Source organism: Stenotrophomonas sp. STEN083, assembly GCF_056759195.1.
The window spans coordinates 1-26,458 of the sequence record NZ_JBRRCU010000063.1 but is presented as its reverse complement, the minus strand read 5'-3'; the positions used below and the strand labels follow the sequence as shown (position 1 = coordinate 26,458).

The following is a 26,458-nucleotide window of genomic DNA, read 5'->3' as shown; positions in this document are numbered from 1 at the left end:
AAGTATTGCGTTTTGTGCGTTCATTTGCTGGGCTGGTATTTTGCGTATAATGCCTGTTGCCTTGTTTGGCGGGGCACTACAGGTGAAGCCTTAACGACAACGGGCAGCCATTGGCTGCCCGTGCGGTATCTGTATGCAGGAGACGCTTAATAGCGCAGCAGCGCCGAGCCCCAGGTGAAACCGCCACCGAAGGCTTCCAGCAACAGCAACTGACCACGCTCGACGCGACCGGAACGGATCGCGGCATCCAGCGCCAGCGGCACCGAACCGGACGAGGTGTTGCCGTGCTTGTCGACGGTCACGATCACCTGATCCATCGGCATCTCCAGGCGCTTTGCCGTGGCTTCGATGATGCGCAGGTTGGCCTGGTGCGGGATCAGCCAATCCAGGTCGGACTTGTCCAGACCGTTGGCCTGCAGGGCTTCATCAACAACCGAGTCCAGCGCCTTGACGGCGTACTTGAACACGTCATTGCCCTTCATGTTGATCTTGCCCGGCTTGTCGAAGCCGACCGAGACGCCAACCGGATCCCACAGCAGTTCCTTCTTGCTGCCGTCGGCATGCAGATGGGTGCTGAGAATGCCGGTGTCTTCGTCGGCCTTGAGCACGACGGCGCCCGCGCCATCGCCGAACAACACGCAGGTGGTGCGGTCGGTCCAGTCAACGATACGGGTCAGGGTCTCCGCACCGATCACCAGGACATGCTTGGCATCACCGCTGCGAATGAATTTGTCAGCCACGCTCAGGGCGAAAAGGAAGCCCGAACATGCCGCGTTGACGTCAAACGCCGCCGAGCCGGTCGCGCCGAGGCGGGCCTGGATCAAGCAAGCGGTAGACGGGAAGATCAGATCCGGCGTGGTGGTACCCACGATGATCATGTCCAGCTGCGATGCCTCAATGCCGGCAGCTTCCAGCGCGCGCGTAGCGGCGTGGTAGCCCAGGTCACTGGTGGTTTCGCCTTCGGCAGCGATGTGCCGCTCACGGATACCCGTGCGCGACTCGATCCACTCGTTGGTCGTTTCGACAATCTTGGTCAGATCATCGTTGGTCAACACTTTCTCGGGCAAATAACTACCGGTGCCCGCGATCCTCGAGTAGATCCGCTTGCTCATGCTGTTTCCTATTGCGCGAAGCCGCCCGTAGGCGGCCCCGGAAGAATCGGTGCAACAACCGCCACACTCAGGTGGCGGCAGCCGTCACAAATCAATCTTCTTCAGCGACCAGGGTCGACTTGGTCGTGATCACCTTCTTGCCGCGGTAGAAACCATCAGCAGTGATGTGGTGACGCAGATGCACTTCACCGGTGGTCGGATCGGTGGACAGCTGCTTTGCGCTCAGGGCGTCGTGGGCACGACGCATGCCGCGGCGGGACGGGGTAACACGGGATTTCTGGACTGCCATGGGATTGCTCCAAACTCGGTTTCGTTTGCTTCGTCGTTTAATTGCACAGGACGCCAGCGTCCAGCACTACTCGCTTTCGCCGCAGCCGCCGACGATTACCGGCCGCAATTATTTCTTCAGCGCCGCCAATGCCGCAAAGGGATTGGCCTTGCTCAATTCTTCTTCGGTTGCGGTGAAGTCCTGTTCGACTGCCTCGCTTCCTGGCGCCAGCGCAACCACCGGCACCGCCAACACCAACTCGTCTTCCACCAGGTCCAGCGGACGCAGGTTGCCATCTTCAGGCACCAGCATCGCTTCGTATTCCTCTGGAAGCGCAGATTCTTCTTCTTCGTCCTTGATCAAGCCCAAGCGCTGCTTGATCGACACCGGCAGCAGGAAACGCTGCATGGTGCGCTGACAGATCAAGGGCAGCTCGGTATCGATGGTCAGATCGACATACGACACCTGCAAGATGTTGTCTCGATCGAACTCCAGTGAATACGTGCACTGGCCTTCAGTATCGGCAACCAGACCCTGCAAGCGGGTCAACTCGGACAAAGGCACCTGGCCGTCAAAGCGCCTGCGCGCTATGACCATCCGCCAAGCATCCAGCAATTCGGGTACGTTCGCGGACATAAGCTGCAGAATGTTAAGGAGTAGCCACGCCGCTGTCAAATCCGTAGCGGCGGAAACATTGTCAGACCGGTGGCGGCGCAGCAGACTGGCCGTCCCGAGCTGCGTATTTTTACACATGAAGCCCCTGATTCTCGCCTCCACCTCACGATATCGCGCTGGATTGCTTAACCGGCTCAGGATTCCGTTCAGTTCGGCCGCGCCGGATATGGACGAAACCCCGCTCCCCGGCGAGCCGCCTGCGGCCCTGGCGCAGCGCCTGGCCGCCGCCAAGGCCGAAGCCATTGCCGGCCTGCATCCCGGCAGCTGGGCGATCGGTTCGGATCAGGTGGCCGAACTGAATGGACAACCGCTGGGCAAGCCCGGCACCCGCGAGGCCGCCTGTGCGCAGCTCACGGCGATGTCCGGCCATGAGGTGCTGTTCCACACGGCGGTCTGTGTAAGCGACGGTATTTCGCAGCATCAGGCCATCGATCTCACCCGCGTGCGCTTCAGGACCCTGCTGGCGGCCGAGATCGAACGCTATATCGATGCCGAACAGCCCTTGGACTGCGCCGGCAGCTTCAAATGTGAAGGTCTGGGCATCAGCTTGTTCGAAGCCATTGACAACAACGACCCCACCGCACTGATCGGCTTGCCGCTGATCCAGACTTCGCAGCTGCTGCGGCAGGCTGGCTATCAGCTGCCCTGAGCTGACGCTGACGCGGCGAACACACAAGCTGCGCGCCAACAGTTGGCGCGCAGCACAAATACAGGCTATTTGATCTCGAACGGCTGCTCGGCCCAGGCCTCCACACTGCCGTCATTGCCATACAGGCGAAGGCCTAGCCAATGCGTGCCCGGCTTCAGGCCTGATGTATCCAGCTTTGCATCAAAACCGGTGTTCGGATGCTGCGGATCGGTGGATATCTTCCAGAACGGGCGCACGTCGTAGTCGCGCCCATAGACGGCATCACCCACGCTGCGGCCATCCAGCAGCAGCTCAACCCGCGACAATCCCACGCCATCCTTGAAGGCCCAGCCACTGACTTCCAGCGCACCATTCACCGCCTGACCCGCCGCAGGGGTTTCCACCCATGCCATCGCCGGCGTCACACATGGCCCTTGTTGCTTTTCGGCAGGCAGGCGGAACAACAGGAAACGCTGGAAACCATGATCAAGTGAGACCATCTTTGGCGGCGGCAGCGGCCCCACCAACTCGCAGACCCTGTGGTAACGGTCCAAAAGATCACGGTAGCGCTGGTCGCCAGGCGCCAGCACCAATAGCACCGGTGTCGAGCGGTTGCCGTCACTGATCAATTTCCAGAGCGCCAACTGCGCGGTGCGCCCATGCCTGTCATTGAGCTCGTGCGGCAGCACCTTGATAGAAGGATCATTGAGGCGGAAACCCAGTTCAGCACCGACCTTGAAGCTGCCTGCCAGCACCTGGGTGTCTTCCGGCATCTGCGCGAGCTCCTCACGCACGCCCTCGGACAGCTGCTGCCAACCTGCAAAATTACGCGGGTAGTACTTGCTGCCCGCCAGGTGTTCACGCAAGCCGGGAGAGGCGGCTACCAGGTAATAACTCATCGCCAGCAGCAGGCCCAGCGAGGTGAGCCCCCACAATGCACGCCGCCAAGGACGCGACCAGTGAGTGAGCAGCGCTGGAACACATACCAGCAATGCCAGATAGCCAGGCAGCGGCCAATGGAAGCTGACCCGCTCCACATCGGTGAAGAACCCCAACGCGAAGATCAGCAAAGTCGAGGTGGCGCCAACCAGGGCGAAGTAGCGCCATTGCAGGTGGTGGAAACCACCTTGCACATTGCGCATGCCCCTGCCTGCCACCACCGCCATCGCCGCGAACAGCACCGGCGTCACCAACAACGGCTGGATCACCAGGAACAGCAGCCCTTCCGGTTGGAACGCCCACGGATGGCGCTCGATCACCTGGAACTTGAGTCCAGCATCCTGGTTGTCCAGATTCCATGCCATCAGCGGCACCCATGCCGCCAAACCAACTGACAGCGCGATCCACACCCGCGGATCGCGCAAGGCTTTGCGGCCTTCCGGTAACAGCACCAGCGCAATGAAACCAACGATAATCACGCCAATGAAGCGGTAGTGACTGAGCGCACCCATCAACAGGCCACAGGCCAGCAACAAGGCGTTACCAGCACCCACGCCACGCAGCAGGCGTGCACCAGCATCCAGGCATAGCAGGGCGGCGATCGCCATCGGCACGTCCGGCACCGCCAGGATGCCCAGCGTCGCCGACAACGGCATCAACAAGGCCAGCGAGCCGGCGCGCCAACCCATGCGAACGCCGAACCAGCGCGTGCAGATACCAGCAACCATCCACGGCAGTGCCGCCCCCATGACCAGGAACGGCAGGCGCACGCCCAGGCGGTGATCGCCGGCAACCTCGACACCGAGCCGCGTCAACCAGGCCGTCAACCCGGGCAGGTCCGAATAGGCTGCGGCCAGATGCTGACCTTCCTGCCAATAGAACGCCTCGTCCACGAACAGCGTCAATTGCGAGGCCAACAGCACCTTGGCTGTGGTGACCAGCACCCACAACACAAGGAACGTCAGGTATGCGCGTTGTTCACCCCTGTTTGGCACGTACACTTCCTTCAGCCCAAGTATCGAGACGACCAAGACAATGGCGCCGCCCGGAATGCTACCCGAAGTAACACTACAGTCCCTATCGGCAGCGCAACAGCAGGTAAATTCCCTACTGCTCGGCAAGGCGCAGGAAGTGCGGATGGCCTTTGTCGCGCTGCTGTCCGGCGGACATCTGCTGATCGAGGACCTGCCCGGGCTCGGCAAGACCACCTTGGCCCATGCCATGGCCTCCAGCCTCGGCCTGCAATTCCAGCGCGTGCAGTTCACCTCCGATCTGCTGCCCGCCGATGTGCTCGGCATCTCGGTCTACGAAGCGCATAGCCGCAGCTTCCAGTTCCATCCCGGCCCGGTGTTCTGCAACCTGTTGCTGGCGGATGAAATCAACCGCGCGCCGCCACGCACGCAGAGCGCCCTGCTGGAAGCGATGGCCGAGCAGCAGGTGACGCTGGATGGTGTGACCCACCGGCTACCGGATCCTTTCTTCGTGATTGCCACGCAGAATCCGGTCGACATGTCCGGCACCTTCCCGCTGCCGGACTCACAACTGGATCGCTTCCTGCTGCGCCTGACCCTGGGCTACCCCAATGCCGACGCCGAGCGCGCCCTGCTGGCCGGCGAAGACCGCCGCGACCTTATCGCGCGGGTAACTCCCTGCCTGTCAGAGCAAGACATCCGCATGCTGCGCGACGCCGTTGGCCAGGTGCATGCCAGTGACGCTTTGATCGATTACGTGCAGGCCTTGATCACTCGCAGCCGCCAGCATCCGGGCGTGCGCGTCGGCCTGTCGCCACGCGCCGGCATCGCCCTGCTGCGCGCGGCCAAGGCGCACGCGCTGCTGCTTGGCCGCCAGCACGTGGTTCCGGAAGACGTGCAGGCATTGTTCATCGCCGTCGCCGGGCACCGGCTGGTCGCCGAGGCCGAAGCATCCTCCGGCCCGACGCTGGCCCGCACCCTACTGCACAGCGTGCAGGTGGATTGAGGTGCTGGCAGCACTGCGGCAACGCCTGCAATCCCTGCAGTTCCTGGCCCGCCCACGGCAGCCGGAGCAGCCACCGACGCAGCTGGACAGGCGCCGCATCTACGTGCTGCCTACCGGCTTCGGCCTGTTCCTGGCCGCCCTGCTGGCGGTGATGCTGCTCGGCGCCTTGAACTACAACAACAACCCGGCACTGCTGCTGGCGCTGCTGCTCGGTGCAACCGCGCTGGCCAGCGCCGTGCAAGCGCATCTGCAGTTGTCGGGCTTGCGTCTGCAAGCCGTTTCCGCCGACCCGGTAGCCGCGGGCAATCCGATCCGCCTGCGCCTGGCACTTGCGCGCGGCGACCGCCGCCGGCGCCGCGCCCTGCAACTGGACTGCTCGCAAGCCAAAACCCATTTCAACCTGGAGCAGCACAGCCAGGCCGAAGCCGACCTCTGGCTACCTACCCAGCAACGCGGCTGGCTGGATCTCTCACGCATCCGGATTACAACCACCCAACCACTGGGTCTGGTCCGCGCCTGGTCGTGGTTCTGGCCGGACTCGGCACTGCTGATTTATCCCGCGCCGGAAACCAATGCGCCGCCGCTGCCGGATGCGGGCGCGGCTTCCGCCCGCACCCGCGTGCACCCACAAGGTGAAGAACTGCAGCAGATGCGCCCCTACCGCAGCGGCGACTCACGACGCAGCATCGCCTGGAAGCACTCGGCACGGCGCGACGAACTGCTGGTGCGCGAATACGAGCGCCCCTACGGCGCCGAGCTGGTACTGGACTGGCAGCAACTGCTGGCCCTCCCCCACGAACGCCGTATCTCCCGGCTCGCACGCTGGGTAGATGAGGCCGAACGCGAAGGCCGCAGTTACCAGCTGCGCCTGCCAGGCCAACCAGCATTGGGGCCCGCCAACGGTGACGCCCATCGCCATCTCTGCCTGCGCGCATTGGCGCTGCTGCCAAACGCATGAAGACGCCTTCACCCGCGATAAGCACCAGCAGCCGCCTCTGGATCAATCTGGTCACCGCCCTATCGCTGCTACCCCTGCTGCTGCAGTTGCCGGGCGTACTGGCGGCGGTGTTCGGAACCACCACCTTGCTGGTGGCGCTGTGGTCATGGCGACGCACCATGCCACTACTGCTGCGCCTGCTACTGATCGGAGTGATGCTGGCCTGCATCTACTGGCAGATGGGCGCCAACCCCGGCCGCGATAGCGGCTGCGCCCTGCTAGCGGCGATGCTGGCGATCAAATCCAGCGAGCTGCGCACGCTGCGTGATGCGCGCAGCCTGATTGGCTTCAACCTGTTTGCGCCATTCGCGGCCTTCCTGCTCGACCAGGGGCCAAGCACCCTTCTTATGTCAGCCGCCGCTGTGGTGGCCGCCCTGCTCGCTCTGCAACGCCTGGCCGATGAAGAGGTGGGTATCGCCCACCTGCCACCGCGCGCGCAGCTGCGCACCGTCGGCGGCCTGATGCTGTTGGCACTGCCTTTGGCCTTGTCAGCATTCTGGCTGGTGCCGCGCCTGCCGACGCCGCTATGGGGCACACCGGATCGAACGGTGTCGCGCCCAGGCCTATCCGACAGCATGCAACCCGGCGCAATGGGCGACTTGTTGGCCGACGACAGCCCGGCGCTGCGGGTCGAGTTCTTCGGCCAGGTACCGGCGCAGGACCAACGTTATTGGCGCGGCCCGGTACTGACGCGCTTTGATGGCCGGCGCTGGTCGCGGATACAAAGCCAGCGTGTCGCACCGCCACCGCTGGTCAGCAACGCAGCGCTCCGCTGGGACTACCAGATCGAGTACGAGCCCACCGACCAGCGCGAACTGGTAGCACTGGACCTTCCCCTGCAAGCACCTGCCGGCAGCCAGTTGGATGCCGACTACAGCCTGACCACAGCGCAATCACTTACCGCGCTGACCCGCTGGCGCATGCAGTCCAGCCCAGCGCAGGTCTTCCAGGCCGAGCTGCCAGCGCGCCTGCGGCGGCAGGCGCTGCAACTGCCTGAGAACTTCAATCCGCGCACTCTGGCCCTGGCCAGACAATGGCGCAGCCAGGCCGGTGCTGATGACGCGGCCTTGGTGCAACGCAGCCTGGACTGGATCCATCGCGAGTTCGCCTACACCTTGAACACGCCCGTGCCCGGCCGCCACTCCGTCGACGAATTCCTGTTCGACCAGAAGGCCGGGTACTGCGAGCACTTCAGCGCGGCATTTGTGGTGCTGATGCGAGGTGCAGGCATTCCAGCACGGGTCGTCACTGGCTATGCCGGCGGCGTGCGTAACCGCTTCGGCAACTATTGGGTAGTGCGGCGTCTTGATGCGCATGCCTGGGCCGAAGTCTGGTTGCCGCAACGCGGCTGGGTTCGGGTTGATCCCACGGCCGCAGTGGCACCGGAGCGCATCTACGACACGATCGAAGACCGCATCGGCGACAACGAAACCCGTGGCCTGGACCTGAGCGGCCGTTGGAGCAGTCTGCTGCAGTACAGCGATTTCCTGCGCCGCGGCTGGAATACCGCCGTGCTGTCCTTCAATGCCGAACGTCAGCAGCGCCTGCTCAGCGGTATCGGCATCAAGCAATTGAGCCCCTCGCAACTGGTTGCCATGTTTGCGGGCTTTGCCGCTCTTGCCTTGGGCTTGATGGCTTGGCTGCTGGCCCGTGGCGAGCGCCAGCGCGACCCACTGCTGCGTGCCTGGCATCGACTGGACCGCCGATACCAACGACTTGGACTTGGCCGTGAAACTTTCGAAACCGCCAGCGACTGGGCCAGCCGCGTCGACCAGGCCCGTCCCGGCAGCGACCTGCTGGCGCTCAGCCAGCGTTTCACCCAGGCGCGCTACGCTGGCGTCCGATCGGATGTCGTTTCATTATTGGCGGACCTGCGCAGGCACCGCCCGAAACCCGGAGTACGAACATGAAGACCCGCATCCTCCTAGTTGCCGCCGCCACGCTGGCGCTGGCTGCCTGTGCCACTGCGCCCAAGCCGCTGCAGGGACAGTTCACCCCCGTTTCACCGCGTGACGCGGTGGCGCAGAAGCAGACCGGCGCGCCGGTTCGCTGGGGTGGCCGCATCATCGAAACCATCCCCGGCCAGGGTGAAACCTGCTTCCAGATGCTGGCCCGCCCGCTCAATGCCAGCGGCCGCCCGAGCACCACGTCCAGCGATGCCAGCGATGGCCGCTTCCTGGCCTGCCGCAGCGGCTTCTATGATCCGGCGGTGTTCGAGCCGGGCCGCGACGTGACCTTCATCGGCCGCATCGATGGCTACCAGAGCACCAAGATCGGCGAATACGACTACCCGCTGCCCAAGCTTGCCGCCGACGTGGTCTACCTGTGGCCGGTGCAGCGCGAAGTGGAAGTAGTACCCGCCTACCCGTACGGCCCGTGGGGCCCGGGTTGGGGTCCCGGCTGGGGCTGGGGTTACCGCGGCTGGTGGTAACAGACTGAAAACGCCGCCCCAAAGGGCGGCGTTTTCTTTTGCATGCTTTTTTGTAGGAACGGCGTAAGCCGCGAAGCCAAAGATCCCTCCGCCGCAAGCGACATAGCGCAATCAGAAACTGCTGGATCGCGCGAACAGGCTTCGCAGCTGCTTGGTTGCTACCGGCTTCGCGGCTTACGCCGCTCCTACAAAAGCAGCTTTCTCACGCACCAAAATGCCCCAACGGCGCACCCGCCAACAAATGCAGGTGGATGTGGAATACCGTCTGCCCGGCATCTTCGCGGCAGTTCATCACGATGCGGTAGCCGTTCTCAGCAAAGCCTTGCTGACGTGCATACGCCGCAGCCGCCAAGGCCAGCTTGCCGATCAGATGCGCCTGCGTCGGCTGCAGATCATCCAGGGTCGGGATGACCTCGTTCTTCGGAATGAAAAGCACATGCACCGGCGCCTGCGGGGCGATGTCCTTGAAGCCCAGCACTTCATCGTCTTCATAGACGATGGCGGCGGGAATTTCGCGGCGGATGATCTTGCCGAAAATGGTATCGGTCATGTGGGGCTCGCTGCAGTAAACGACCTACAGCTTACAACCCCGGCGCCGCTTATTCGCCGACTTCGCTGCGGCTGCCAAACGCATGCGACAAAGTGCCGCGATCAACGTACTCCAGTTCGCCACCCAAAGGCAGGCCCTGCGCCAGACGGCTGGGCCGCACCTTGTTGCGGCGTGCCAGCTGCGCCAGGTAATGCGCGGTGGCCTCACCTTCAACGGTGGAGTTGGTGGCGATGATCAGCTCGGTGACTTCGCCCTGCGCCAAACGTGTTTCCAGCTGATCCAGGCCCAGCTCGCGCGGGCCGATGCCATCCAGCGGCGACAAACGCCCCTGCAGCACGTAATACACACCGCGGTAGCTGGTCGCATGCTCGATCGCCAGACGATCGGCCGGTGATTCGATCACGCACAGCATCTGCCGCTCGCGGCTGCTGCTGGCACAGACCGGGCACAGCTCGGTTTCGCTGAAATCGCGGCATTGCTTGCAGTGGCCGATTTTCTCGATGGCCTCGGCCAGCACTTCCGACAAACGCTGACCACCGTCACGAGCACGCTCAAGCACGTGATAGGCCATGCGCTGGGCCGTCTTCTGGCCAACGCCAGGCAGCACCCGGAAGGCTTCGATCAGTTGTTCCAGCAGCGGCAGGCTCATCGCAACGGTCTCATCACAGCAGCGTATCGCTAAAACAAGCGCGCGAAGCCCGGAGGCTTCGCGGCGCGGGGACGTGCATGCGCCGGTCCAGCCGGCGCGGGCCACATCAGAACGGCAGCTTCATGCCCGGCGGCAGCTTCATGCCGGCGGTGGCCGAGCCCATGCGGCTCTGCGACTCGGCGTCGATCTTGTTGGCGGCATCGTTGAACGCGGCTGCGATCAGGTCTTCAGCCATTTCCGGATCGCTCAGCACCGACGGATCGATGCGCACCTTGCGGCACTCCTTGGTGCCACTCAGGGTCACACTGACCATGCCGCCGCCAGCGCTGCCGGTGACTTCCAACTTGGCGATTTCTTCCTGGGCCTTCTGCAGGTTTTCCTGCATTTTCTGGGCCTGCTGCATCATTTGGGCGATATTGCCGCGCATGGTTTTTTACTCTTTGAAAGGACGGATGGAATCGGCCACGACCCGTGCACCCTGCTGTATCAGCTGCTGCACCTGGGGGTCGGCCATGAACACGGCTTCGGCCGCGGATTGCTGTTCACCGCGCTGACGATCTGCGCGCTGGTGCAAGGTCTCAGCCTGGGCGTTGCCTGTCTCAATGAGGATCTTAGGCGTGCTACCCAAGGCCTGCGACAGCGCCTGCGCCAGGGCATTCAAGGCGCGCTCAGACTGCAGGTATTCAAAGCCCGGCAACAAGGCCAGTCGCAGCACACCGTGCTGGAAGCTGACGAAGGCGGCATTGGCGGCCAGCTCGCGCGACGGACCGCTCAGGCCGCTGTCGTCGATGAGGTCCAGCCACTCCTCGGCCGTGTTCAAGCTGCGCCCGCCCTGCGACGGTGCCGGTGCAACTGGTTCAGCGGGTGCTGCAGGCTCGATGGCGATACCGGTCGGACGCACCGGCTCGGCCTGCTGAACCGGCTGCGGCGCGGCGACGGGCGCCGGCTTCGGTGCCTCAACCGGTGTTGCAACTGGCATTTCAATGGCTTCGGGCGCTTCCGGCATGGCCATTTCGGCCGCCATTGCCTCGTCACGCGCATTCGCTTCAGCCGCCTCAACCGCCCATGGCGGCAGATCTTCGTCGGCGGCTGCAGGCTTGGCAGCTTGCACCGGGGTCGGCGCTGCTACCGGAGCTTGCACGGGCTCAGGCGCGGGCGCTGCGGGTTCCGGCACAGGCGCGGTTTGCTGCTGCACGACGGCTGCAGGTTCGGGCACAGGCTCAGGCTTGGGTTCTGACACAGGCGCAACCGGTGCAACTACAGCCTGCACTTCAACCGGCTTGGCGGTTTGCGCCGACGCTGCCGCAGCGGCAGCGGCAGCGGCAGGAGCGGCTTGCGTGTTGCCACCCACGCCTGCGCCAGTCCCGGATGCGCTGCCTTCCGGCGTCGCCGGTACCGCGCCTGCCGGGCGGAACGCCAGCATGCGCAGCACAGTCATTTCAAAGCCAGCACGCGGGCTGGGAGCCAAGTGCAGGTCGCGACGGCCGCCAAGGGCCATCTGATACCAGAGCTGCACCACTTCCGGGCGCAGGCGCTGGGCAAACGCAACCGCGTCAACGCCCTCGCCTGGTACAACGGTACCCGGCACCAGCTGCTGCACCTGGATGCGATGCAGTCCTTCGGCCAGGGCATCCAGCACCCCGCTCCAGTCCGGCGAGAACTCGGCCAGCCCGGCAACCACCTGCAACAGACGCACCCCCTCGCCATCGGCCAGGGCATCGAGCATGGCGCTGACCTGCATGCGATCAACCGTGCCCAGCATGGTGCGCACCACGTCGTCGCGCAGCGCGCCGCCGGCATAGGCAATGGACTGATCCAGCAGCGACAAACCATCACGCAGTGAGCCATCGGCCGCGCGCGCCAGCTGTACCAAAGCGCTGTCGTCGAACTCGATCTGCTCGGCGGTCATGATCCGCGACATCTGGCCGTGGATCTGCTCCTCGTCCAGGCGCTTCAGGTTGAACTGCAGACAGCGGCTGAGCACGGTGACCGGCAGCTTCTGCGGATCGGTGGTGGCCAGCAGGAACTTCACGTGCTCCGGCGGCTCTTCCAGCGTCTTCAGCAGCGCATTGAACGCCGCCTTGGAGAGCATGTGCACTTCGTCGATCAGGTAGACCTTGTACTGCCCACGCGAGGGCATGTACTGGGCGTTCTCGATCACCTCGCGCACGTCATCCACGCCGGTATTGGACGCGGCATCGATTTCCAGCAGGTCGATGTAGCGGCCGGCATCGATGTCCAGGCAGGCCCGGCACTGACCGCAGGGGTCGGCACTGGTGCCGTTCTCGCAGTTAAGCGACTTGGCGAAGATCCGGGCAATGGTGGTCTTGCCGACACCCCGGGTGCCGGTGAACAGAAAGGCGTGGTGGACGCGGCCACTGTCGAGCGCATTGCTGAGCGCGCGGACCACGTGTTCCTGGCCCACCAACTCGGCAAAACGCTTCGGACGCCACTTGCGGGCAAGGACGAGATAGGACATCAGGCAACCGTCTTCATCTGAAGCCCCATTGTGCCACGCCCGACCCATCCGCCAGCACCCGCTCAGGGGGTGCTTGTGAACAGCCGCCAGTCCCTATAGAATCCACGCCCCTGCCGAGGCATTAGCGCGGCAGGATCCGGAGAGGTGTCCGAGTGGTTGAAGGAGCACGCCTGGAAAGTGTGTAAGCGTCTAAACCGCGCTTCGGGGGTTCGAATCCCCCTCTCTCCGCCAGATAAAAAGAGAAAAGGCCGCCCATCGGGTGGCCTTTTCTTTTGCCTCTTAACTACTAGCCAGCGAAACAATCTCCAAGGCCATGTTCAGAGATCCGACGGAATCACTTTCGATGGGATTGCGCCGCTCGTTTCTTGAGCTGCCGGCAGCATCAATACCCGCAGTATCTTCAAGTTCACTCCACCGATTCCCCAAGAAACGTAGCGACCTTCGCCAACGCTTCATCCACCACACTGGCAGGCGCACGCTCCACCTTGCGGGCACCGCGCGCGCTCAAATCCATGCTGCGGAGGTGATTGACCAGAACCACGCCCTGCGTCTCGGTGCCCGTCGCTGACAGCGACACCGCGAATCCAGCATTCCGCCCCACCAATCCACCTTGCGTGATCGGGGCGACGATTGCCAAACCTGTGCCGTTGAACAGTGCTGGACTCAGGACCAGTGCTGGCCGCATGTCGCCTTGCATTTCCTGGCCGGCGCTGGGATTGAGCTGGACCCGGACGATGTCGCCGCGATCGAATCGCGGGCGGCTCACCACGCTTCGTTTCCTACCGGCTTGCTGTTGTTCCAGGCAGCCAGTTCTTCATCCTGCGGGGCGTTCAAATCGCACTGCGCCAGCAACCCTGACAATTGATAGCGGGGCCGCGCCTTGACCGGGGTCAGGATCAACGCGCCTTCTTCGACGCCAATCTCCAGCGTGTCACCACTTCCCAGATCCATGGCCTTGAGAATGGATGCCGGCAGGCGAACGGCTGCGCTATTGCCCCAACGCTGAATTTTGGCGTGCATGATACCTCCGCAGATGTAGATACATTGTAGATCCTAACTTCTACCGCAGCAAACCCGGATCCGGGTCAGGTTCAGCAGCCAAACCACCGTCGGCAAACCTCCTGCCACAGTGGAGTTTGCAGCGCTCCGTCTCAGATCCAGACAGGGCCGATGGCCCGCCAGACCGCCCTTGGACATGCTAGCTTCCCAACATTAGACCGATCCGAAAGGTGCGGGATGAAGCAGTTTGGCGCGACCCTGTTAGTGCTTGCAGCAACCGTAGCAACCTCTTCTCTGGCGCCGTCTTCGGCAATGGCGGCCTCGCCCGCCGCCAACGAAGCCGCCTACGCCGCCGCGAACCCCTTCATTGGTACCGGCGGCGAGGGTCATACCTATCCGGGTGCGACCGTCCCTTACGGCATGGTCCAGCTGTCGCCCGATACCCGCATCCAGTCGCGCAAGAACGGCTATGGCTGGGCGGCGGGCTATCGCTATGACGACAGCACCATCGTCGGTTTCTCGCACACACACTTTTCCGGCACCGGCCATTCGGACCTGGGTGACCTGCTGTTGATGCCGACTACCGGCGAGTTGAAGCTGGAACGCGGCAATCCGGATCAGCCTTTGAGCGGTTATACCTCGCGCTTCAGTCATGCCAGCGAAACCGCGCAGCCGGGCTATTACGCGGTGACGCTGGACGACTACAAGGTGCGCGCCGAGCTGACTGCCAGCGCGCGCGTTGGCATGCACCGCTACAGCTTCCCGGCTGGCAAGCCAGCACATGTGGTCGTCGACCTGCGTACCAGCATGTATGACTACCCGGGCAAGATCCTGTGGTCGCGCCTGCGGGTGCGGGCCGATGGCACGGTTACCGGCTTCCGCGAGACGCGTGGCTGGGCGCCGGGCCGGCAGCTGTATTTCGCGATGCGTTTCTCGCAGCCGCTCAGCGGCCATCAGTTGCACGACACCGAGCAGGATGTGGTCTACAAGGGCTTCCCGCCGCCGGGCGAGAAAGACCCAACGCAGCGCGCGCAGATCGAAGGCCGGCAGTTGGTTGCCGCCTTTGATGTGGTGCCGGAGGGCGGCAAGCCCTTGCTGGTGAAGGTGGCGATCTCGCCGGTCAGCGAGGAAGGTGCGATTGCCAATCTGGATGCGGAAGCGCCGGGTTGGGATTTCGATGGCATGCGGGCTGCCGCCAAGCAGCAATGGAGCGAAGCACTGGGCGCGGTCGAAGCGCAGGGCAGCGCGGACGAACGCACCCGCTTCTACACCGCGCTGTATCACACCCTGCTTGGGCCGACTTTGTTCATGGACAGCGATGGCCGTTATCGCGGGCCGGACAACGCGGTGCATCAGGCCAAGGGCTGGACGAACTATTCGACGTTCTCGCTGTGGGACACCTATCGCGCCCTGCATCCGCTGGCCACGCTGGTGCAGCCACCACAACGCACCAACGACTTCGTCAACTCGCTGTTGGCCTCACGCCGCGAAAGTCCTTACGGCGTGCTGCCGGTGTGGTCGTTCCACGGTCTGGAGACCTGGTGCATGATCGGCTACCACGCGGTGCCGGTGATCGCCGATGCCTATATGAAGGGCATCCGTGGCTACGACACCGAAGAGGCCTTGCAGGCGATGGTCGCCAGCGCCAACTACGGCCCGTACGACGGCATCGCGCAGTACCGCGAGCTCGGCTATGTACCGATCGACGAGGAAGGCGAAGCAGCCAGCAAGACGCTGGAGTATGCCTATGACGATTGGACCATCGCACAGATGGCCAAGGACATGGGCAAGACCGAGGTAGCGAGCGAGTTCAACAAGCGTGCGGCCAATTGGAAACATGCGTTCGACCCGGGCACCGGCTTCATGCGGGCGCGCAAGCGCGATGGTAGCTTCCGCGAGCCGTTTGATCCCAGCGCCAGCGGTTACGGCACGGATTTCACTGAAGGCAATGCCTGGCAGTACTCGTGGTATGTGCCGCAGGATGTCGCCGGCTTGGCGGCGGCGCATGGCGGCAGCGACAGGCTGCTGCAGCGCCTGGATGATGTGTTTGAAGCCAAGGTTGATCCGTCGATCTTCGCGCACATGGAAGACATCACCGGGCTGATTGGCTGGTACGCACATGGCAACGAACCCAGCCACCATGTTGCCTATCTGTATGCACATGCCGGGCAGCCGTGGCGCACGCAGGCGCGCTTGAAGCAGATCATGGATACACAGTACGCGGCGCGCCCGGATGGCTTGGCGGGTAACGATGATCTTGGGCAGATGTCGGCCTGGTATGTGTTTACTGCATTGGGTTTCTATCCGGTTACGCCGGGCAGCAACCAGTACATCATTGGCCGGCCGTTCCTGCCTCAGGCGACCTTGAATCTGCCGGATGGGAAGCGCTTCAGCATCGTTGCCACCGGGCTGGATGCTGCGCATACGTATGTTGGTTCGGTGAGCCTCAACGGCAAGCCGCTGGATCGGGCGTATGTGACGCACCAGGAGATCGTTGCTGGTGGGGAGCTGCGTTTTACGATGCAGGCTGAGCCGAACAAGTCTTGGGCTGCGGATGCGGCGACGTTGCCTTATTCGATGTCGCGTTGATTGGTTTTGGGGACTTTGGGCGCGCAGTGTTCGTCGGCTAAAAGCACGCTTCGCGCTCCCCTCTCCCCAACCCCCGCTCCGCGCCCCGGCCCTTGCGCTGGCGCAAGGTCGTTCCAGGGGCCACGAACCTGTGGTTCGTCAGCCGGCCCCTTCCACCCCGCAAGGGGAGAGGGGCTTAAGCCTGAGCATGCATCCTCCGCTTCCGCCCCCGCCTCCTTCGGCCCCAAGAAGATCAGCCTCAAGCTGCTAGATTGCAGCACATGCCGATCCGTCCCTATCTACCCGCTGATGCCGATGCCTGCCTGTCACTGTTCGACAGCAATGTGCCCGAGTACTTCACGCCAGCCGAACGTGCTGACTTCGCGCGGTTTCTACAACACGATGCGCAGGGTTGCGACTATCAGCTGATCAAGCACGATGACCGGGTTGTCGCCTGCGGCGGTTTGGCGATACGGGACGATGGCGTCGCCGTTTTCTGCTGGGGCATGGTCGAACGCAGCCTGCATCGGCAGGGGTTTGGCACGCAATTGAGCCTTGCGCGTTTACAGCAGGCCCGACAGAGCCCGAACGCGAAGCGCGTGGAGCTCAGCACCAGTCAGCACACGCAAGACTTCTACGCGCAGCTCGGTTTCAGCGTGACCCGGGTCGTGGCGGATGGCCACGGCCCGGGCCTGGATGCCGTTGAGATGGTGTTGGTGCTGCGCGAGGACTGAAGCAGCTATCAGCTGCTGGACAACTTCATCAGCACCAGGCCGCTGACGATCAGCACCGCCGCGCCAATACGCATCGCGCTGATCTGCTCGCCGAGGAAGATGATGCCGATGATGAACGCGCCCACCGCGCCGATACCGGTCCAGATCGTATAGGCCGTGCCCAGCGGCAAGGTACGCATGGCCAAGGCCAGCAACCAGAAGCTGGCGATCATGCCGATGATGGTGACGATGCTGGGAACCAGCTTGGTGAAACCGTGGGATTGCTTCATTGCCAGCGCCCAGACGATTTCCAGCACACCAGCGATCACGAGATAGATCCAAGCCATACAGCCTCCTAGAGAAGCCAGGCCGTCCTGGGTGAAGTCCCGTAATGGGCGGAGGTCGTCCTCCGTTGGGTGGGCATTCTATCCAAGCCGGGCCTTATGGGCCGCCAATCGGCGGCAACGGGTTACACAGGGTTCAAGCCGGAACGCTGGTCGGCTGGTGCATGCATACGTTACAATCGCCGCACACGATCAGGACCTGCTCCAGTTTGTGTCCGGTCCATGAAGCATCGGCGGCTGATGATCGCATCGCCCCAGCCTCTCGTATCGTGAATGGCCGCGCCTAGCGCGGCCAAACCGTCTCTATGGTGGCCCCGTCGGCCCCTCGCGACGCTAGGTCGAAAATCCCGCCAGGGCCGGAAGGCAGCAACGGTATCGATCGACGCGGGCGCCGAGGTCAGCCGGCGGGGTCGCCACCTTTTTGGACCTTGGAAAGTTCCGCCGCTGATGAAGCGGTGGCTTTTGCTTGCGCGCGTTGTAGCCCGGGTAAGCGCAGCGCACCCGGGGCATGCACTGATCCTGCGTACCGCTGGCTTCGGAGTGATGTCAGCGACGTATCGAACCCCGCTTCGGCCTACCCTCACCCCAACCCCTCTCCCGTAAACGGGAGAGGGGCTTGGTAATCATTGACTGGAGGAACTGGGGCTCTACGTGCGCCCTCAATACGAAGCCACGCACGCCTCGCGACTCAACCCTCAAACGGCTCCGCACGCGGCGCCGTCGGCTCGGCCAACGCAACACACTCGCCCGGCATCGCCACACGGTGGCCACGGGCGCGCAGTGCTTCGCCGTCGGCGGCGCTGGCGTAGTGGTAAAGCATCATCCGCGCCTGGGTGGCCGCGTCGTATTCGCGCTCCAGATCATCCACGCCGGTATGCGAAGGATTGCCGTGCAGTCCGCAGTCGTGGGCGATCAATTCGTTGTCATCGGCAAATCGCGCCAGCATCTCCGGGATCGGGCGGGTGTCGCCGCTCCATACCAGCGCGCCCTGCAGACGCAGGCCGTAGGCGGTTTCCGGCCAGTGGTGGCGCACCGGGAACACCTCCAGGCGCACGCCCTCGTGCCAGAACGCATCACCGACCACGATCAGCTGGAAGGCATCCCAGAAGTTGGCGCCGCCCTCAGCCAGCACATTCGGGTAGTCCCCTACCCGCTTGTGCAACAGCGGCACCAGTGGCGCCGGCACGTATAGCCGCACCTTGCCGCGTCGTTGCGGGTTGAAGAAGGCATCGACGAACAGACGCTCGAAACCGGCCACATGGTCCAGGTGGATATGGGTGACGAACACCGCATCCGGCATGGCGCGGTAATGGTTGCGATAGGCAGTTAGTCCTTCGCCGCCGCAATCGATGGTCAACCATGGCTGGCTGCCGTGCTCGATCACCGACATCGGCGAACCCAGCTCCACGGCCGACGCATTGCCGACCCCCAGAAAACGCAACGCCCAACTCATTTCACACGCCCCGGTTCCAGGCCAGATCATAGGCGCGACGCAGCCGCGCATAGTCCTGCTCCACGTCCTCGCGGCTGCGCGCACCGCGCAGCTTCAGCAGGGAGCGCAGCAGGCGCTTGAGGTTGCGCTCGCGCCAGCGGGTGGCCGGAATGCGCAGCACGCCTCGGTCAAAATCAATCAGCCAGCCACGGCCAGCATCGTCAAACAGGATGTTGTGGGCATTCAGATCAGCGTGATCCAGGCCCGCGCGATGGAAGCGCGCGATCATCCGCCCAGCCTCTTCCCACGGCGCGCCGCGACCGGTGACCTGCGCGTGATCGGCCAGCGAGCGCACGTCTTCCAGCCGCTCCATCAGCAGTGCCGCCTTGTAGCGCAGGCCTTCGCGCATATAGAACGCGGCATAGGGTCGCGGCACCGGCAGCTTCTGCGCGATCAGCTCACGCATCAGGCGGAATTCGGCAAAGCTGCGCGTCCGGTTGGCACCACGCCACAGATAGCTGCTATGGCTGATCTTGGCGGCGATGCCACCGCGCAGGTACTGGCGCAGTACGCTGCGGCCGAACGGCGCGTCGATGAACCATGCCCCGCCACGGCCGCCATCACCCACTGGATGGGCCTTGCTGCCCCATTGCGCAGGCGCGAACAAACCGGGATCGGCTTGCCGCAGGCGTTCGCGGTCGAACAGAATGGCGCCATAGCCGCGACCATCGCGGCAGGGCGTCAGCGCTTCAGTGGCGTCAAATGCGACCATCTTTACGAGTCTAACAACACATGCCTGCATCGTCGTCCCCGTTGTGTCTTTTGCGCCTCTCGGCATTGGGCGATGTCACCCATGTGGTTCCGCTGGTACGCACCCTGCAGCAGGGCTTTCCGGGCACCCCGCTGCATTGGGTGATCGACAAGGCCGGCCACAAGCTGCTTGATGGCTTGCCCGGGGTCAGCTTCCACGTCTACGACAAGAACAGCGGCTTGGCAGGAATGCGTGCGCTGCGTCGCGAATTTCCGACTGGCCGTTTCGATGCACTGCTGCAGATGCAGGTGGCTGCGCGCGCCAATCTGCTGTCGGCCTTCATTCCGGCCAAGCGCCGTATTGGCTACGACAAGTCGCGCTCCAAGGACCTGCACGGGCTTTTCATCAACGAGCGCATCCCGGACCGCCCGGGCATCCATGTGCTCGATGCCATCGGCAGCTTCTGCGAGCCACTGGGCCTGAAGCAGACCGATGTCAGCTGGGACTTGGCCACACCACCGGAGGCGCATGAGTGGGCGCGCGCGCAATGGGAGGAAGATGACCGGCCGGTGCTGATGATCTCGCCCTGCTCCAGCCACCAGCGCCGCAACTGGTACGCCGAACGCCATGCCGCCTTGGCCGACCACGCCGCAAGCCAAGGCTGGCGGGTGGTGCTATGCGGCGGCCGTAGTGAGTTGGAGCGCAGCACCAGCGACGCCATCCTCGCCGCGATGAAGCACCCAGCGCTGGACCTGGTCGGCAAAGACACGCTCAAGCAGCTGCCGGCGCTACTGGCCCGCGCCTCGCTGTTGGTCACCCCCGACTCGGGTCCAATGCATATCGCCAATGCGGTCGGCACCAAGGTGCTAGGCCTGCATGCGGCCAGCAACCCGGCGCGCAGCGGCCCTTATTCCGACCGTCGATATTGTGTGGACCGCTATGACGATGCCGCCCGCCGCTATCTCAACAAGCCGGCCAGCGCGCTGAAATGGGGCACCAAGATCGAGTTCGACGATGTGATGTCGTTGATCACCGTGGAGGATGCGATTGCGGCGTTTGAGCGGTATCGCGCGGATCACCGAAGCTGAGCAGCTGCAGGAGCCGTTTTATGCAGGGGCGGCGCGATGTTGCAGGAGCGGCGTAAGCCGCGAAGCTGACCATCCTGCGGCGCTCGGCATTCATGCCCTCTGCTGATCTACGAGCTTCGCGGCAGACGCCGCTCCCACAAAGCGGATTCAGGCTTTGTTTGTCGGAGCTGCGTCAGCTGCGAAGCTGGCTGTGCTGCAGCGCCGGGCATTCCCGCCATCTGCTGATATACGAGCTTCGCGGCTTACGCCGCTCCTACAAAACCGATTCAGCCCGCGCGGTAATCCTGGTAGGACTTCTCTTCCACATAGCTGGAGCCCAGCGCCAGGTTGATGGCCTTCTTGATGCGCGCGCGCTCGTCGTTCTGGATGTAGACGCTGCGCGCCAGCTGCACGAACTCCTCGTCGAAGGCCTGCGCTTTCTCTTTCAGGCGGATGTCGTCTTCGATATCCCACAGGCGCTCATTGACCGCCTTCAACTCGGTTCGCAGGGCCGCTATGTCCTGAGCTGCGGCTGGATGCGTGGCCCAGGTGCTGTCCAGCGCGTTCAACTCATTGCGCACATTGGCCAGCTTTGCCGCATCGCTCATGCGCTCGGACTTGATCTGCAGGATGGAGATCTTGTCCAACAGCTCACCGAAGGACACGGGGACGAGAATTTCTGACATGGGGCTTACCGATTGGATCAGGCGCACAGTGTAGCCGCTGATGCCTCGGCGCCCGTCGCTCTCGCGCGCAACCAAGCCAACTCGGGGCGGAAAAAGAAAAAGCCACCCGAAGGTGGCTTTCTCAAGTATCTGGCGGAGAGGGGGGGATTCGAACCCCCGAGGCGCTATAAACGCCTGCCTGATTTCGAGTCAGGTACATTCAACCGCTCTGCCACCTCTCCAGATGTCCCCGGCGAACCGGGCTGCGAATGATAAGGGGCATCGGCTGCGCGGACAAGCGGTTTTTAACAAAAAAGCACGATTGGCAATCCAGGTGCTGCATTCCGCCAGCCAAACGAGTGTCTGCAGGCGCTTGCCGTACACCTCCATGAACGCGATGATGCAGAGACCTTCACAAGTGAAACACCGCCCGCTCGGGCACTCATGATCGAATTCGGACACCTCAGTCACGTCGGCCTGCGCCGCCAGCTCAACGAAGACACCTACTACGGTGACGGCGAGCTTGGCTTGTGGCTGGTGGCCGACGGTATGGGCGGACATGCCTGCGGCGAGGTAGCCAGCGCCTTGGCGCGCGAAACCATAGTGCGCGAGGTACGCAACGGCGCTTCGCTGGTGCAGGCCATCCGCACCGCCGATGAGGAGATCATCCGCACCTCGCGCCGCCGCAACGACAGCCTGCCGATGGGTACAACGGTGGTGGCCGCACGCGTGCAGGGCAATCGTTTCGAAGTGGCCTGGGTTGGCGACAGCCGCGCCTATCTGTGGCGCGACGGCAAGCTGGGCCAGCTCAGCCAGGACCACAGTTATGTGCAGGAGCTGATCGCCCAGGGCACGCTCACCGCTGAGCAGGCGCGCGCGCATCCGCATCGCAATGTGGTCACCCAGGCATTGGGGGTGACCGATCCGGCCCACCTCAACGTGGCCACCATGACCGGCGAACTGCGCCCGGGCATGCAGCTGCTGCTGTGCAGTGACGGACTTACCGAGGAAGTCGACGATGCCGGCCTCACCGAGGCACTGGCACACGGCGACTGCAGCGCGCAGGAATGCGTGGATGCATTGGTCGCTGCAGCACTGGATGGCGGCGGCTCGGACAACGTCACCGTGGTGCTGGTCCGCTGCCACTGAGGCAGCTGAACCAAACTCCACGTAAAGACCCGCGTTGCTCAGGCCGGTTCGCTCGGCGCAGGCGCCGGCTCGCCGTCCCACCATGCGTGACCGGCTTTCTTGCGCAGCCTGGCCAGACGCGCCTCGTGCGCTTCCTGTTCGGACGCAGTGACCAGCACGCGCGGCCGCGGCAACAGCGCCGACACATCGAATGCCTGTGCAACACCGCCGGCATTGGCCGATTCGGCTTCAGGCTGACCAAAACCAATTTCCTCCTGGCCCGAGGTCAGCGCGATATAGACATCAGCCAGGATCTGCGCATCGAGCAGGCCGCCATGCAGCGTGCGGTGTGCGTTGTCCACGCCCAGCCGCCGGCACAGCGCATCCAGCGAGTTGCGCTGGCCGGGATAGCGCTCGCGCGCCATCGCCAGGGTATCGGTCACCGTCACCCGGTTGGCCAGGCGGCCCTTGCCGGCCAGGCTCATCTCGTTTTCGAGGAAGCCCATATCGAACGAGGCGTTGTGGATGATCAGCTCGGCGCCATCCACGTAGGCGAGGAACTCATCCACCACTTCTTCGAAGCGCGGCTTGTCGGCAAGGAAGTCCAGGCTCAGGCCGGTGACTTCCGCCGCACCGGATTCAAAGTCGCAATCCGGCTTCAGATAGCGGTGGAAATTGTTGCCGCTGGGGCGCCGCTCAAGCAGCTCCACACAGCCGATTTCAACCACGCGGTTGCCCTTCTTCCATTCCAGGCCGGTGGTTTCGGTATCAAGGACGATCTGGCGCATCAGCTACCTCAGTTGCTCGCGGCGCCAGCGCGCACGCGGATTGCAGCATCGCGGGCCAACTGGTCCACGCGTTCATTGTCCGGGTCACCGGAATGGCCTTTGACCCAACGCCAATCGATCTGGTGCCGCTGGGTGGCCTCATGCAGGCGCTCCCACAGGTCGCGATTCTTGACCTGATCACCGCCGGCGGTTTTCCAGTTGCGCCGTACCCAACTCGGCATCCACTCGGTGATGCCTTGGCGCACGTACTGCGAATCGGTGAACAAGGTGATGTTGCAGGGCTCGCTGAGCGTTTCCAGGCCCATGATCGCGGCCATCAACTCCATCCGGTTGTTGGTGGTGTGGGCTTCGCCACCGGCCAGCTCGCGCTCATGGCCCTTGTAACGCAACAGCGCGCCCCATCCACCGGGGCCGGGATTGCCGAGGCAGGCGCCGTCGGTATGTACTTCAATTGACTTCATAGTGTTCCGTTGAATTCAGGTCGCCACCGGGCCGCGCCAACTGACGCGACTGGCCTTGATCGGGCCGATCAAGGCCGCGGTGCGTTTTTCAGCTTCCAGCACGCACAACGCGCGCAGGGCCGGCAATGCCGTACCCGGGGTGTTGCCCGACTGCGCCCACAGCGGGCCATAGTGCCGCAGCGAGCGACATCGTATGCCTTGCCGCTGCAATAGTGTCCTGCAACGTGCCACCGATGGCGGCCGCGCACCCTGCCATTGCCAGTGCGCCCGGTACGGGCTGCAGCGGTTGAGCAGGGTCATCCAGATCCGCCCGCCGGGCATCAGCACTCGTGCGCACTCGGACAGCAAGGGCTCCAGCTCCTCGGCCGCCGGATGTTCGATGACGATGGCCTTGATCGATTCGCTGGGCAGCGGCAACGGCAGGCCGCAGCGCAGATCCCCTGCCCAGCCGGGCGCTTGCGGGTTGCGATGCAGGCGCAGACCACGGCCCTGCGGCGGCGGATCCGGCATCCAAGAGGTGTTTGGCGCCAACCAAAGCCACGGTGGCGAGGGAAATCCGCGCATTTGTTCAGACAGCAGCCGCTGCTCCCATTCGCGCATCGCCTGCGCCCCGGCTTTCTCAAACCAGGGCGAGACTGCAGCTTGACGGGGGGACGGGGCGGCAGGCATTTTCCAATTCTATGCGACTGATCGCCCTGCCCGCATTTCAGGACAACTACATCTGGGCGCTGCAAACGCCCGATGACCGCACGATTTTCGTCGACCCCGGGCAGGCCGGCCCGGTTTTCGGAGCCGCTGCGCAAGGCATGCAGCCTGCAGGTGTCCTGCTTACCCACCACCACGACGATCACATCGGCGGGGTTGTGGAGTTGCGCCAGCGCTGGCCGCGCCTGCGGGTCATCGCCCCGGCAGATGAACGCATCGACTTGGAATGTGAACGAGTCAGCGAAGGCAACCGGGTAGAATTGTCGGGCTTCGACTTCAGCGTGATGGAAGTTCCCGGTCACACCCGAAGCCATATTGCCTACTACGGCCACGATCATTTGTTCAGTGGCGACATGCTGTTCAGCTTGGGCTGTGGAGGCATGTTCGAAGGTACGCCGGCCCAGATGTTGGCCTCGCTACAGCGAATGGCCGCCCTGCCCCCACAGACACTGGTCTGCTGCGGGCACGAATACACGCTGGCCAATGCCGTGTTTGCGCGGCATGTCGACCCCACCAACGCGGCATTGCAACGCCGCCAACAGGAAGCCTCGGACATGCGCAGCAGTTCCCGTCCTACCGTTCCCGCCATCTTGGCGAGCGAACTCGAATGCAATCCGTTTCTGCGGACTGCCGATACCGCCATCGTTGCAGCGATCGCGGCGCGGCTTGGTCGCGCGCCCACCGACCAGGTGGAAGTCTTCGCCGAATTGCGGCGGTGGAAAGACGGTTTTCGCGCATGAGGCGGCTTTGTCTGCCGTTGGCGCTGGGGTTGTTGTTGGGCACGGGCAGCGGCGCGCTGACCGCCCAGACCCTCCCGGTCAGCGCCGGCATGACCCAGAACGTCGCTGCACTGACCGCATTACCGCTGGACCCGGCCTTGCTGCCGGCCCCCACCACCCGTAACGGACGGGAGATCTTCACCAACTTCCGTGAGGGCCTGGCCGCACCACAGTGCGACGCCGACGCCACCAGCGCACGCTGGCGCAAGCAGTTCTCGCACGCCCCGTCACGGCTGGGCAATGTCGAGGACGATGCGCTGCCGCTGTTCGGCTACGTCGTCGACGAGCTGCGCAGCGCCGGCCTGCCGACCGAATTCGCCCTGATCCCCTTCGTTGAAAGCGGCTACCGCCCTGGCGCCCGCAATGCCAGCGGCCCGGCCGGACTGTGGCAATTCATCGCCACCACCGCCCGCAACCACCGCGTGCCGATGGAAAAGGGCTATGACGGCCGCCTGTCGGCGGTAGACTCCACCCGCGCGGCGGTGCGTTATCTGAAGACCCTGCACGGCATGTTTGCCGGTGACTGGCAGCTGGCGACGATGGCCTACAACGCTGGCGAGTACCGCATCCTGCAGTCGCTTCGTCGTGGCGGCATGAATGCCCAGAACGCGACTGCTTCCGAGTTGCCGGGGCTGTCGCCGATCACCTACGCCTACGTTGAAAAGCTGCATGCGCTTGCCTGCGTACTGGAGCAGGCCGAGAACGAGCCCGACCTGATGGCGGCGCTGGACCGGCAGGTGCCGATCCTGAAGGGCCACACGCTGCCGGCCAACACCACTCTGGCAGCCTGGTCGGCGCAAAATGCGCTGGATCCGGCCCGCATCGCCCGCCTGAACCCCGCCCTGACCAGCTCGCGATCAGGCACCCGGGTGCTGGCTCCGGCCGCCGCCATTGGCAGCGTAGAAAGTGACAACAGCGAGAGCGTGCTGGTTGCGACCCGCGATGCGGTGCCTGCAGCTCCTACGGCAGCCCGCAGCCGTCCAGCAGCCGCATCGCGTGCGGTAGCCTCGGCCAGCAATGGCAGCCGTCACACCGTACGCAGTGGCGAATCGGCTTGGACCATCGCCCGCCGCTATGGCATTTCGGTGAAGACCCTGCTGTCGTCCAATAATCTGGATGCCAGTGCGGTGCTGAAGCCAGGCATGGTGTTGCGCTACGACGAAGTGCGCTGAGCCAACGCTCACGCATGAAAACAGAAACAGAAGCCCGGCCAAAAGCCGGGCTTCTGCGTTTGATGTTGGGCTTCTGCGTTTAATGTAGTGCCGAGCCATGCTCGGCAGGGGCTTCACCGGTGACCTGTCCGCTTGTGGGAGCGGCGTCAGCCGCGAAGCTGGTGATCCTTCTGATTACATG

General features: G+C 63.8%; 28 protein-coding genes, 2 tRNA genes and 1 other RNA gene. 13 read left to right on the top strand and 18 right to left on the bottom strand.

The window, feature by feature from the left end:
- Positions 1-146: 146 nt before the first annotated feature.
- The 3 genes from ACVOK8_RS15870 to ACVOK8_RS15860 form a co-directional block, all read right to left on the bottom strand.
- Entirely contained in the window at positions 147-1,112 is a 966-nt protein-coding gene (locus ACVOK8_RS15870; protein WP_481567669.1) for a beta-ketoacyl-ACP synthase III, read from the bottom strand.
- Positions 1,113-1,203: 91 nt separating this feature from the next.
- Positions 1,204-1,401 (bottom strand): 50S ribosomal protein L32, encoded by a 198-nt coding sequence (gene rpmF, locus ACVOK8_RS15865; RefSeq protein WP_057628937.1) that lies wholly within the window; start codon positions 1,399-1,401, stop codon positions 1,204-1,206.
- Positions 1,402-1,509: 108 nt separating this feature from the next.
- Positions 1,510-2,016 (bottom strand): YceD family protein, encoded by a 507-nt coding sequence (locus ACVOK8_RS15860; protein ID WP_481511492.1) that lies wholly within the window; start codon positions 2,014-2,016, stop codon positions 1,510-1,512.
- 115 nt (positions 2,017-2,131) lie between these two features.
- Between ACVOK8_RS15860 and ACVOK8_RS15855 the strand changes: the two genes are divergently transcribed.
- Positions 2,132-2,704: a Maf family nucleotide pyrophosphatase gene (locus tag ACVOK8_RS15855; protein WP_481567668.1), complete on the top strand. Its 573-nt coding sequence runs from the start codon at positions 2,132-2,134 to the stop codon at positions 2,702-2,704.
- Positions 2,705-2,769: 65 nt separating this feature from the next.
- Here ACVOK8_RS15855 and ACVOK8_RS15850 read toward each other — a convergent pair whose 3' ends face one another.
- Entirely contained in the window at positions 2,770-4,623 is a 1,854-nt protein-coding gene (locus tag ACVOK8_RS15850; RefSeq protein WP_481567667.1) for a glycosyltransferase family 39 protein, read from the bottom strand.
- 34 nt (positions 4,624-4,657) lie between these two features.
- Between ACVOK8_RS15850 and ACVOK8_RS15845 the strand changes: the two genes are divergently transcribed.
- Genes ACVOK8_RS15845 through ACVOK8_RS15830 form a run of 4 tightly spaced genes read left to right on the top strand, consistent with a single transcriptional unit; the run spans position 4,658 to position 9,027 of the window.
- A complete protein-coding gene (locus tag ACVOK8_RS15845) occupies positions 4,658-5,599 on the top strand; it encodes an AAA family ATPase (RefSeq protein WP_481537460.1) in 942 nt (313 codons plus the stop codon).
- A 1-nt stretch (position 5,600) separates the two neighbouring features.
- Positions 5,601-6,557, top strand: coding sequence for a DUF58 domain-containing protein (locus ACVOK8_RS15840; protein WP_481567666.1), 957 nt, complete (start codon positions 5,601-5,603; stop codon positions 6,555-6,557).
- On the top strand, positions 6,554-8,506 hold the full coding sequence (locus ACVOK8_RS15835) for a transglutaminase TgpA family protein (RefSeq protein WP_481567665.1): 1,953 nt from the start codon (positions 6,554-6,556) through the stop codon (positions 8,504-8,506). Before ACVOK8_RS15840 ends, ACVOK8_RS15835 begins: the two co-directional genes overlap by 4 nt.
- Positions 8,503-9,027 carry a Slp family lipoprotein gene (locus ACVOK8_RS15830; RefSeq protein ID WP_481517936.1) on the top strand — a complete coding sequence of 175 codons (525 nt, stop codon included), beginning with the start codon at positions 8,503-8,505 and terminating at the stop codon, positions 9,025-9,027. Before ACVOK8_RS15835 ends, ACVOK8_RS15830 begins: the two co-directional genes overlap by 4 nt.
- 202 nt (positions 9,028-9,229) lie before the next feature.
- Here ACVOK8_RS15830 and ACVOK8_RS15825 read toward each other — a convergent pair whose 3' ends face one another.
- The 4 genes from ACVOK8_RS15825 to dnaX all read right to left on the bottom strand — a co-directional run bounded on the left by ACVOK8_RS15825 (position 9,230) and on the right by dnaX (position 12,705).
- Positions 9,230-9,577 carry a histidine triad nucleotide-binding protein gene (locus ACVOK8_RS15825; RefSeq protein ID WP_481567664.1) on the bottom strand — a complete coding sequence of 116 codons (348 nt, stop codon included), beginning with the start codon at positions 9,575-9,577 and terminating at the stop codon, positions 9,230-9,232.
- A 49-nt stretch (positions 9,578-9,626) separates the two neighbouring features.
- The gene (gene recR / locus ACVOK8_RS15820; protein WP_282270729.1) at positions 9,627-10,226 is read right to left on the bottom strand and encodes a recombination mediator RecR; all 600 of its coding nucleotides are present in this window, start codon (positions 10,224-10,226) and stop codon (positions 9,627-9,629) included.
- A gap of 106 nt (positions 10,227-10,332) precedes the next feature.
- Positions 10,333-10,653 (bottom strand): YbaB/EbfC family nucleoid-associated protein, encoded by a 321-nt coding sequence (locus ACVOK8_RS15815; RefSeq protein WP_057629296.1) that lies wholly within the window; start codon positions 10,651-10,653, stop codon positions 10,333-10,335.
- Between the two features lie 6 nt (positions 10,654-10,659).
- Positions 10,660-12,705, bottom strand: a complete 2,046-nt coding sequence (dnaX, locus tag ACVOK8_RS15810; RefSeq protein WP_481567663.1) for a DNA polymerase III subunit gamma/tau — start codon at positions 12,703-12,705, stop codon at positions 10,660-10,662.
- Between the two features lie 138 nt (positions 12,706-12,843).
- Between dnaX and ACVOK8_RS15805 the strand changes: the two genes are divergently transcribed.
- Positions 12,844-12,936, top strand: a tRNA-Ser gene (locus tag ACVOK8_RS15805).
- Positions 12,937-13,111: 175 nt separating this feature from the next.
- Here ACVOK8_RS15805 and ACVOK8_RS15800 read toward each other — a convergent pair.
- Positions 13,112-13,471: a type II toxin-antitoxin system ChpB family toxin gene (locus tag ACVOK8_RS15800; protein ID WP_481567662.1), complete on the bottom strand. Its 360-nt coding sequence runs from the start codon at positions 13,469-13,471 to the stop codon at positions 13,112-13,114.
- The gene (locus ACVOK8_RS15795; RefSeq protein ID WP_481567661.1) at positions 13,468-13,725 is read right to left on the bottom strand and encodes an AbrB/MazE/SpoVT family DNA-binding domain-containing protein; all 258 of its coding nucleotides are present in this window, start codon (positions 13,723-13,725) and stop codon (positions 13,468-13,470) included. Before ACVOK8_RS15795 ends, ACVOK8_RS15800 begins: the two co-directional genes overlap by 4 nt.
- A 291-nt stretch (positions 13,726-14,016) precedes the next feature.
- On the opposite strand from ACVOK8_RS15795, the gene ACVOK8_RS15790 reads away from it, so the two are divergent.
- Positions 14,017-16,293, top strand: a complete 2,277-nt coding sequence (locus ACVOK8_RS15790; RefSeq protein ID WP_481567660.1) for a GH92 family glycosyl hydrolase — start codon at positions 14,017-14,019, stop codon at positions 16,291-16,293.
- 260 nt (positions 16,294-16,553) lie between these two features.
- Complete coding sequence (locus tag ACVOK8_RS15785; RefSeq protein ID WP_481567659.1) at positions 16,554-17,006, top strand: GNAT family N-acetyltransferase; 453 nt, start codon at positions 16,554-16,556, stop codon at positions 17,004-17,006.
- 8 nt (positions 17,007-17,014) lie between these two features.
- Here the strand turns inward: ACVOK8_RS15785 and ACVOK8_RS15780 are convergent, their stop codons facing one another.
- Positions 17,015-17,332 carry a DMT family transporter gene (locus tag ACVOK8_RS15780; protein WP_303749102.1) on the bottom strand — a complete coding sequence of 106 codons (318 nt, stop codon included), beginning with the start codon at positions 17,330-17,332 and terminating at the stop codon, positions 17,015-17,017.
- A 311-nt stretch (positions 17,333-17,643) separates the two neighbouring features.
- Between ACVOK8_RS15780 and ffs the strand changes: the two genes are divergently transcribed.
- An RNA gene (ffs, locus tag ACVOK8_RS15775) (signal recognition particle sRNA small type) lies at positions 17,644-17,740 on the top strand.
- A gap of 277 nt (positions 17,741-18,017) precedes the next feature.
- On the opposite strand, the gene ACVOK8_RS15770 is transcribed toward ffs, so the two are convergent.
- Both ACVOK8_RS15770 and ACVOK8_RS15765 read right to left on the bottom strand, forming a co-directional pair.
- The gene (locus ACVOK8_RS15770; RefSeq protein WP_481567658.1) at positions 18,018-18,782 is read right to left on the bottom strand and encodes an MBL fold metallo-hydrolase; all 765 of its coding nucleotides are present in this window, start codon (positions 18,780-18,782) and stop codon (positions 18,018-18,020) included.
- 1 nt (position 18,783) lies between these two features.
- Positions 18,784-19,533, bottom strand: coding sequence for a 3-deoxy-D-manno-octulosonic acid kinase (locus ACVOK8_RS15765; RefSeq protein WP_481567657.1), 750 nt, complete (start codon positions 19,531-19,533; stop codon positions 18,784-18,786).
- A 20-nt stretch (positions 19,534-19,553) separates the two neighbouring features.
- Here ACVOK8_RS15765 and ACVOK8_RS15760 point away from each other — a divergent pair, with 20 nt between their 5' ends.
- Positions 19,554-20,600, top strand: coding sequence for a glycosyltransferase family 9 protein (locus ACVOK8_RS15760; protein WP_481567656.1), 1,047 nt, complete (start codon positions 19,554-19,556; stop codon positions 20,598-20,600).
- Positions 20,601-20,866: 266 nt separating this feature from the next.
- Here the strand turns inward: ACVOK8_RS15760 and ACVOK8_RS15755 are convergent, their stop codons facing one another.
- Together ACVOK8_RS15755 and ACVOK8_RS15750 are read right to left on the bottom strand one after the other, a co-directional pair.
- Positions 20,867-21,265, bottom strand: a complete 399-nt coding sequence (locus ACVOK8_RS15755) for a DUF6165 family protein (RefSeq protein WP_481567655.1) — start codon at positions 21,263-21,265, stop codon at positions 20,867-20,869.
- A gap of 130 nt (positions 21,266-21,395) precedes the next feature.
- Positions 21,396-21,486: transfer RNA gene (locus ACVOK8_RS15750), tRNA-Ser, on the bottom strand.
- Between the two features lie 202 nt (positions 21,487-21,688).
- Here ACVOK8_RS15750 and ACVOK8_RS15745 point away from each other — a divergent pair.
- Positions 21,689-22,393 carry a PP2C family protein-serine/threonine phosphatase gene (locus ACVOK8_RS15745; protein ID WP_282272066.1) on the top strand — a complete coding sequence of 235 codons (705 nt, stop codon included), beginning with the start codon at positions 21,689-21,691 and terminating at the stop codon, positions 22,391-22,393.
- A gap of 38 nt (positions 22,394-22,431) precedes the next feature.
- Here the strand turns inward: ACVOK8_RS15745 and dnaQ are convergent, their stop codons facing one another.
- From dnaQ to ACVOK8_RS15730, 3 genes are read right to left on the bottom strand one after another with little or no spacing between them, the layout of a single operon-like run.
- Positions 22,432-23,160 carry a DNA polymerase III subunit epsilon gene (gene dnaQ, locus ACVOK8_RS15740; RefSeq protein WP_481517589.1) on the bottom strand — a complete coding sequence of 243 codons (729 nt, stop codon included), beginning with the start codon at positions 23,158-23,160 and terminating at the stop codon, positions 22,432-22,434.
- An 8-nt stretch (positions 23,161-23,168) separates the two neighbouring features.
- Positions 23,169-23,621, bottom strand: a complete 453-nt coding sequence (rnhA, locus tag ACVOK8_RS15735) for a ribonuclease HI (protein WP_481514502.1) — start codon at positions 23,619-23,621, stop codon at positions 23,169-23,171.
- A gap of 15 nt (positions 23,622-23,636) precedes the next feature.
- Positions 23,637-24,131, bottom strand: coding sequence for a class I SAM-dependent methyltransferase (locus ACVOK8_RS15730; RefSeq protein WP_481567654.1), 495 nt, complete (start codon positions 24,129-24,131; stop codon positions 23,637-23,639).
- 170 nt (positions 24,132-24,301) lie between these two features.
- Between ACVOK8_RS15730 and gloB the strand changes: the two genes are divergently transcribed.
- Complete coding sequence (gene gloB, locus ACVOK8_RS15725) at positions 24,302-25,066, top strand: hydroxyacylglutathione hydrolase (RefSeq protein ID WP_481567653.1); 765 nt, start codon at positions 24,302-24,304, stop codon at positions 25,064-25,066.
- On the top strand, positions 25,063-26,277 hold the full coding sequence (locus ACVOK8_RS15720; protein WP_481567652.1) for a lytic transglycosylase domain-containing protein: 1,215 nt from the start codon (positions 25,063-25,065) through the stop codon (positions 26,275-26,277). Before gloB ends, ACVOK8_RS15720 begins: the two co-directional genes overlap by 4 nt.
- The last annotated feature ends 181 nt before the right edge of the window (positions 26,278-26,458 follow it).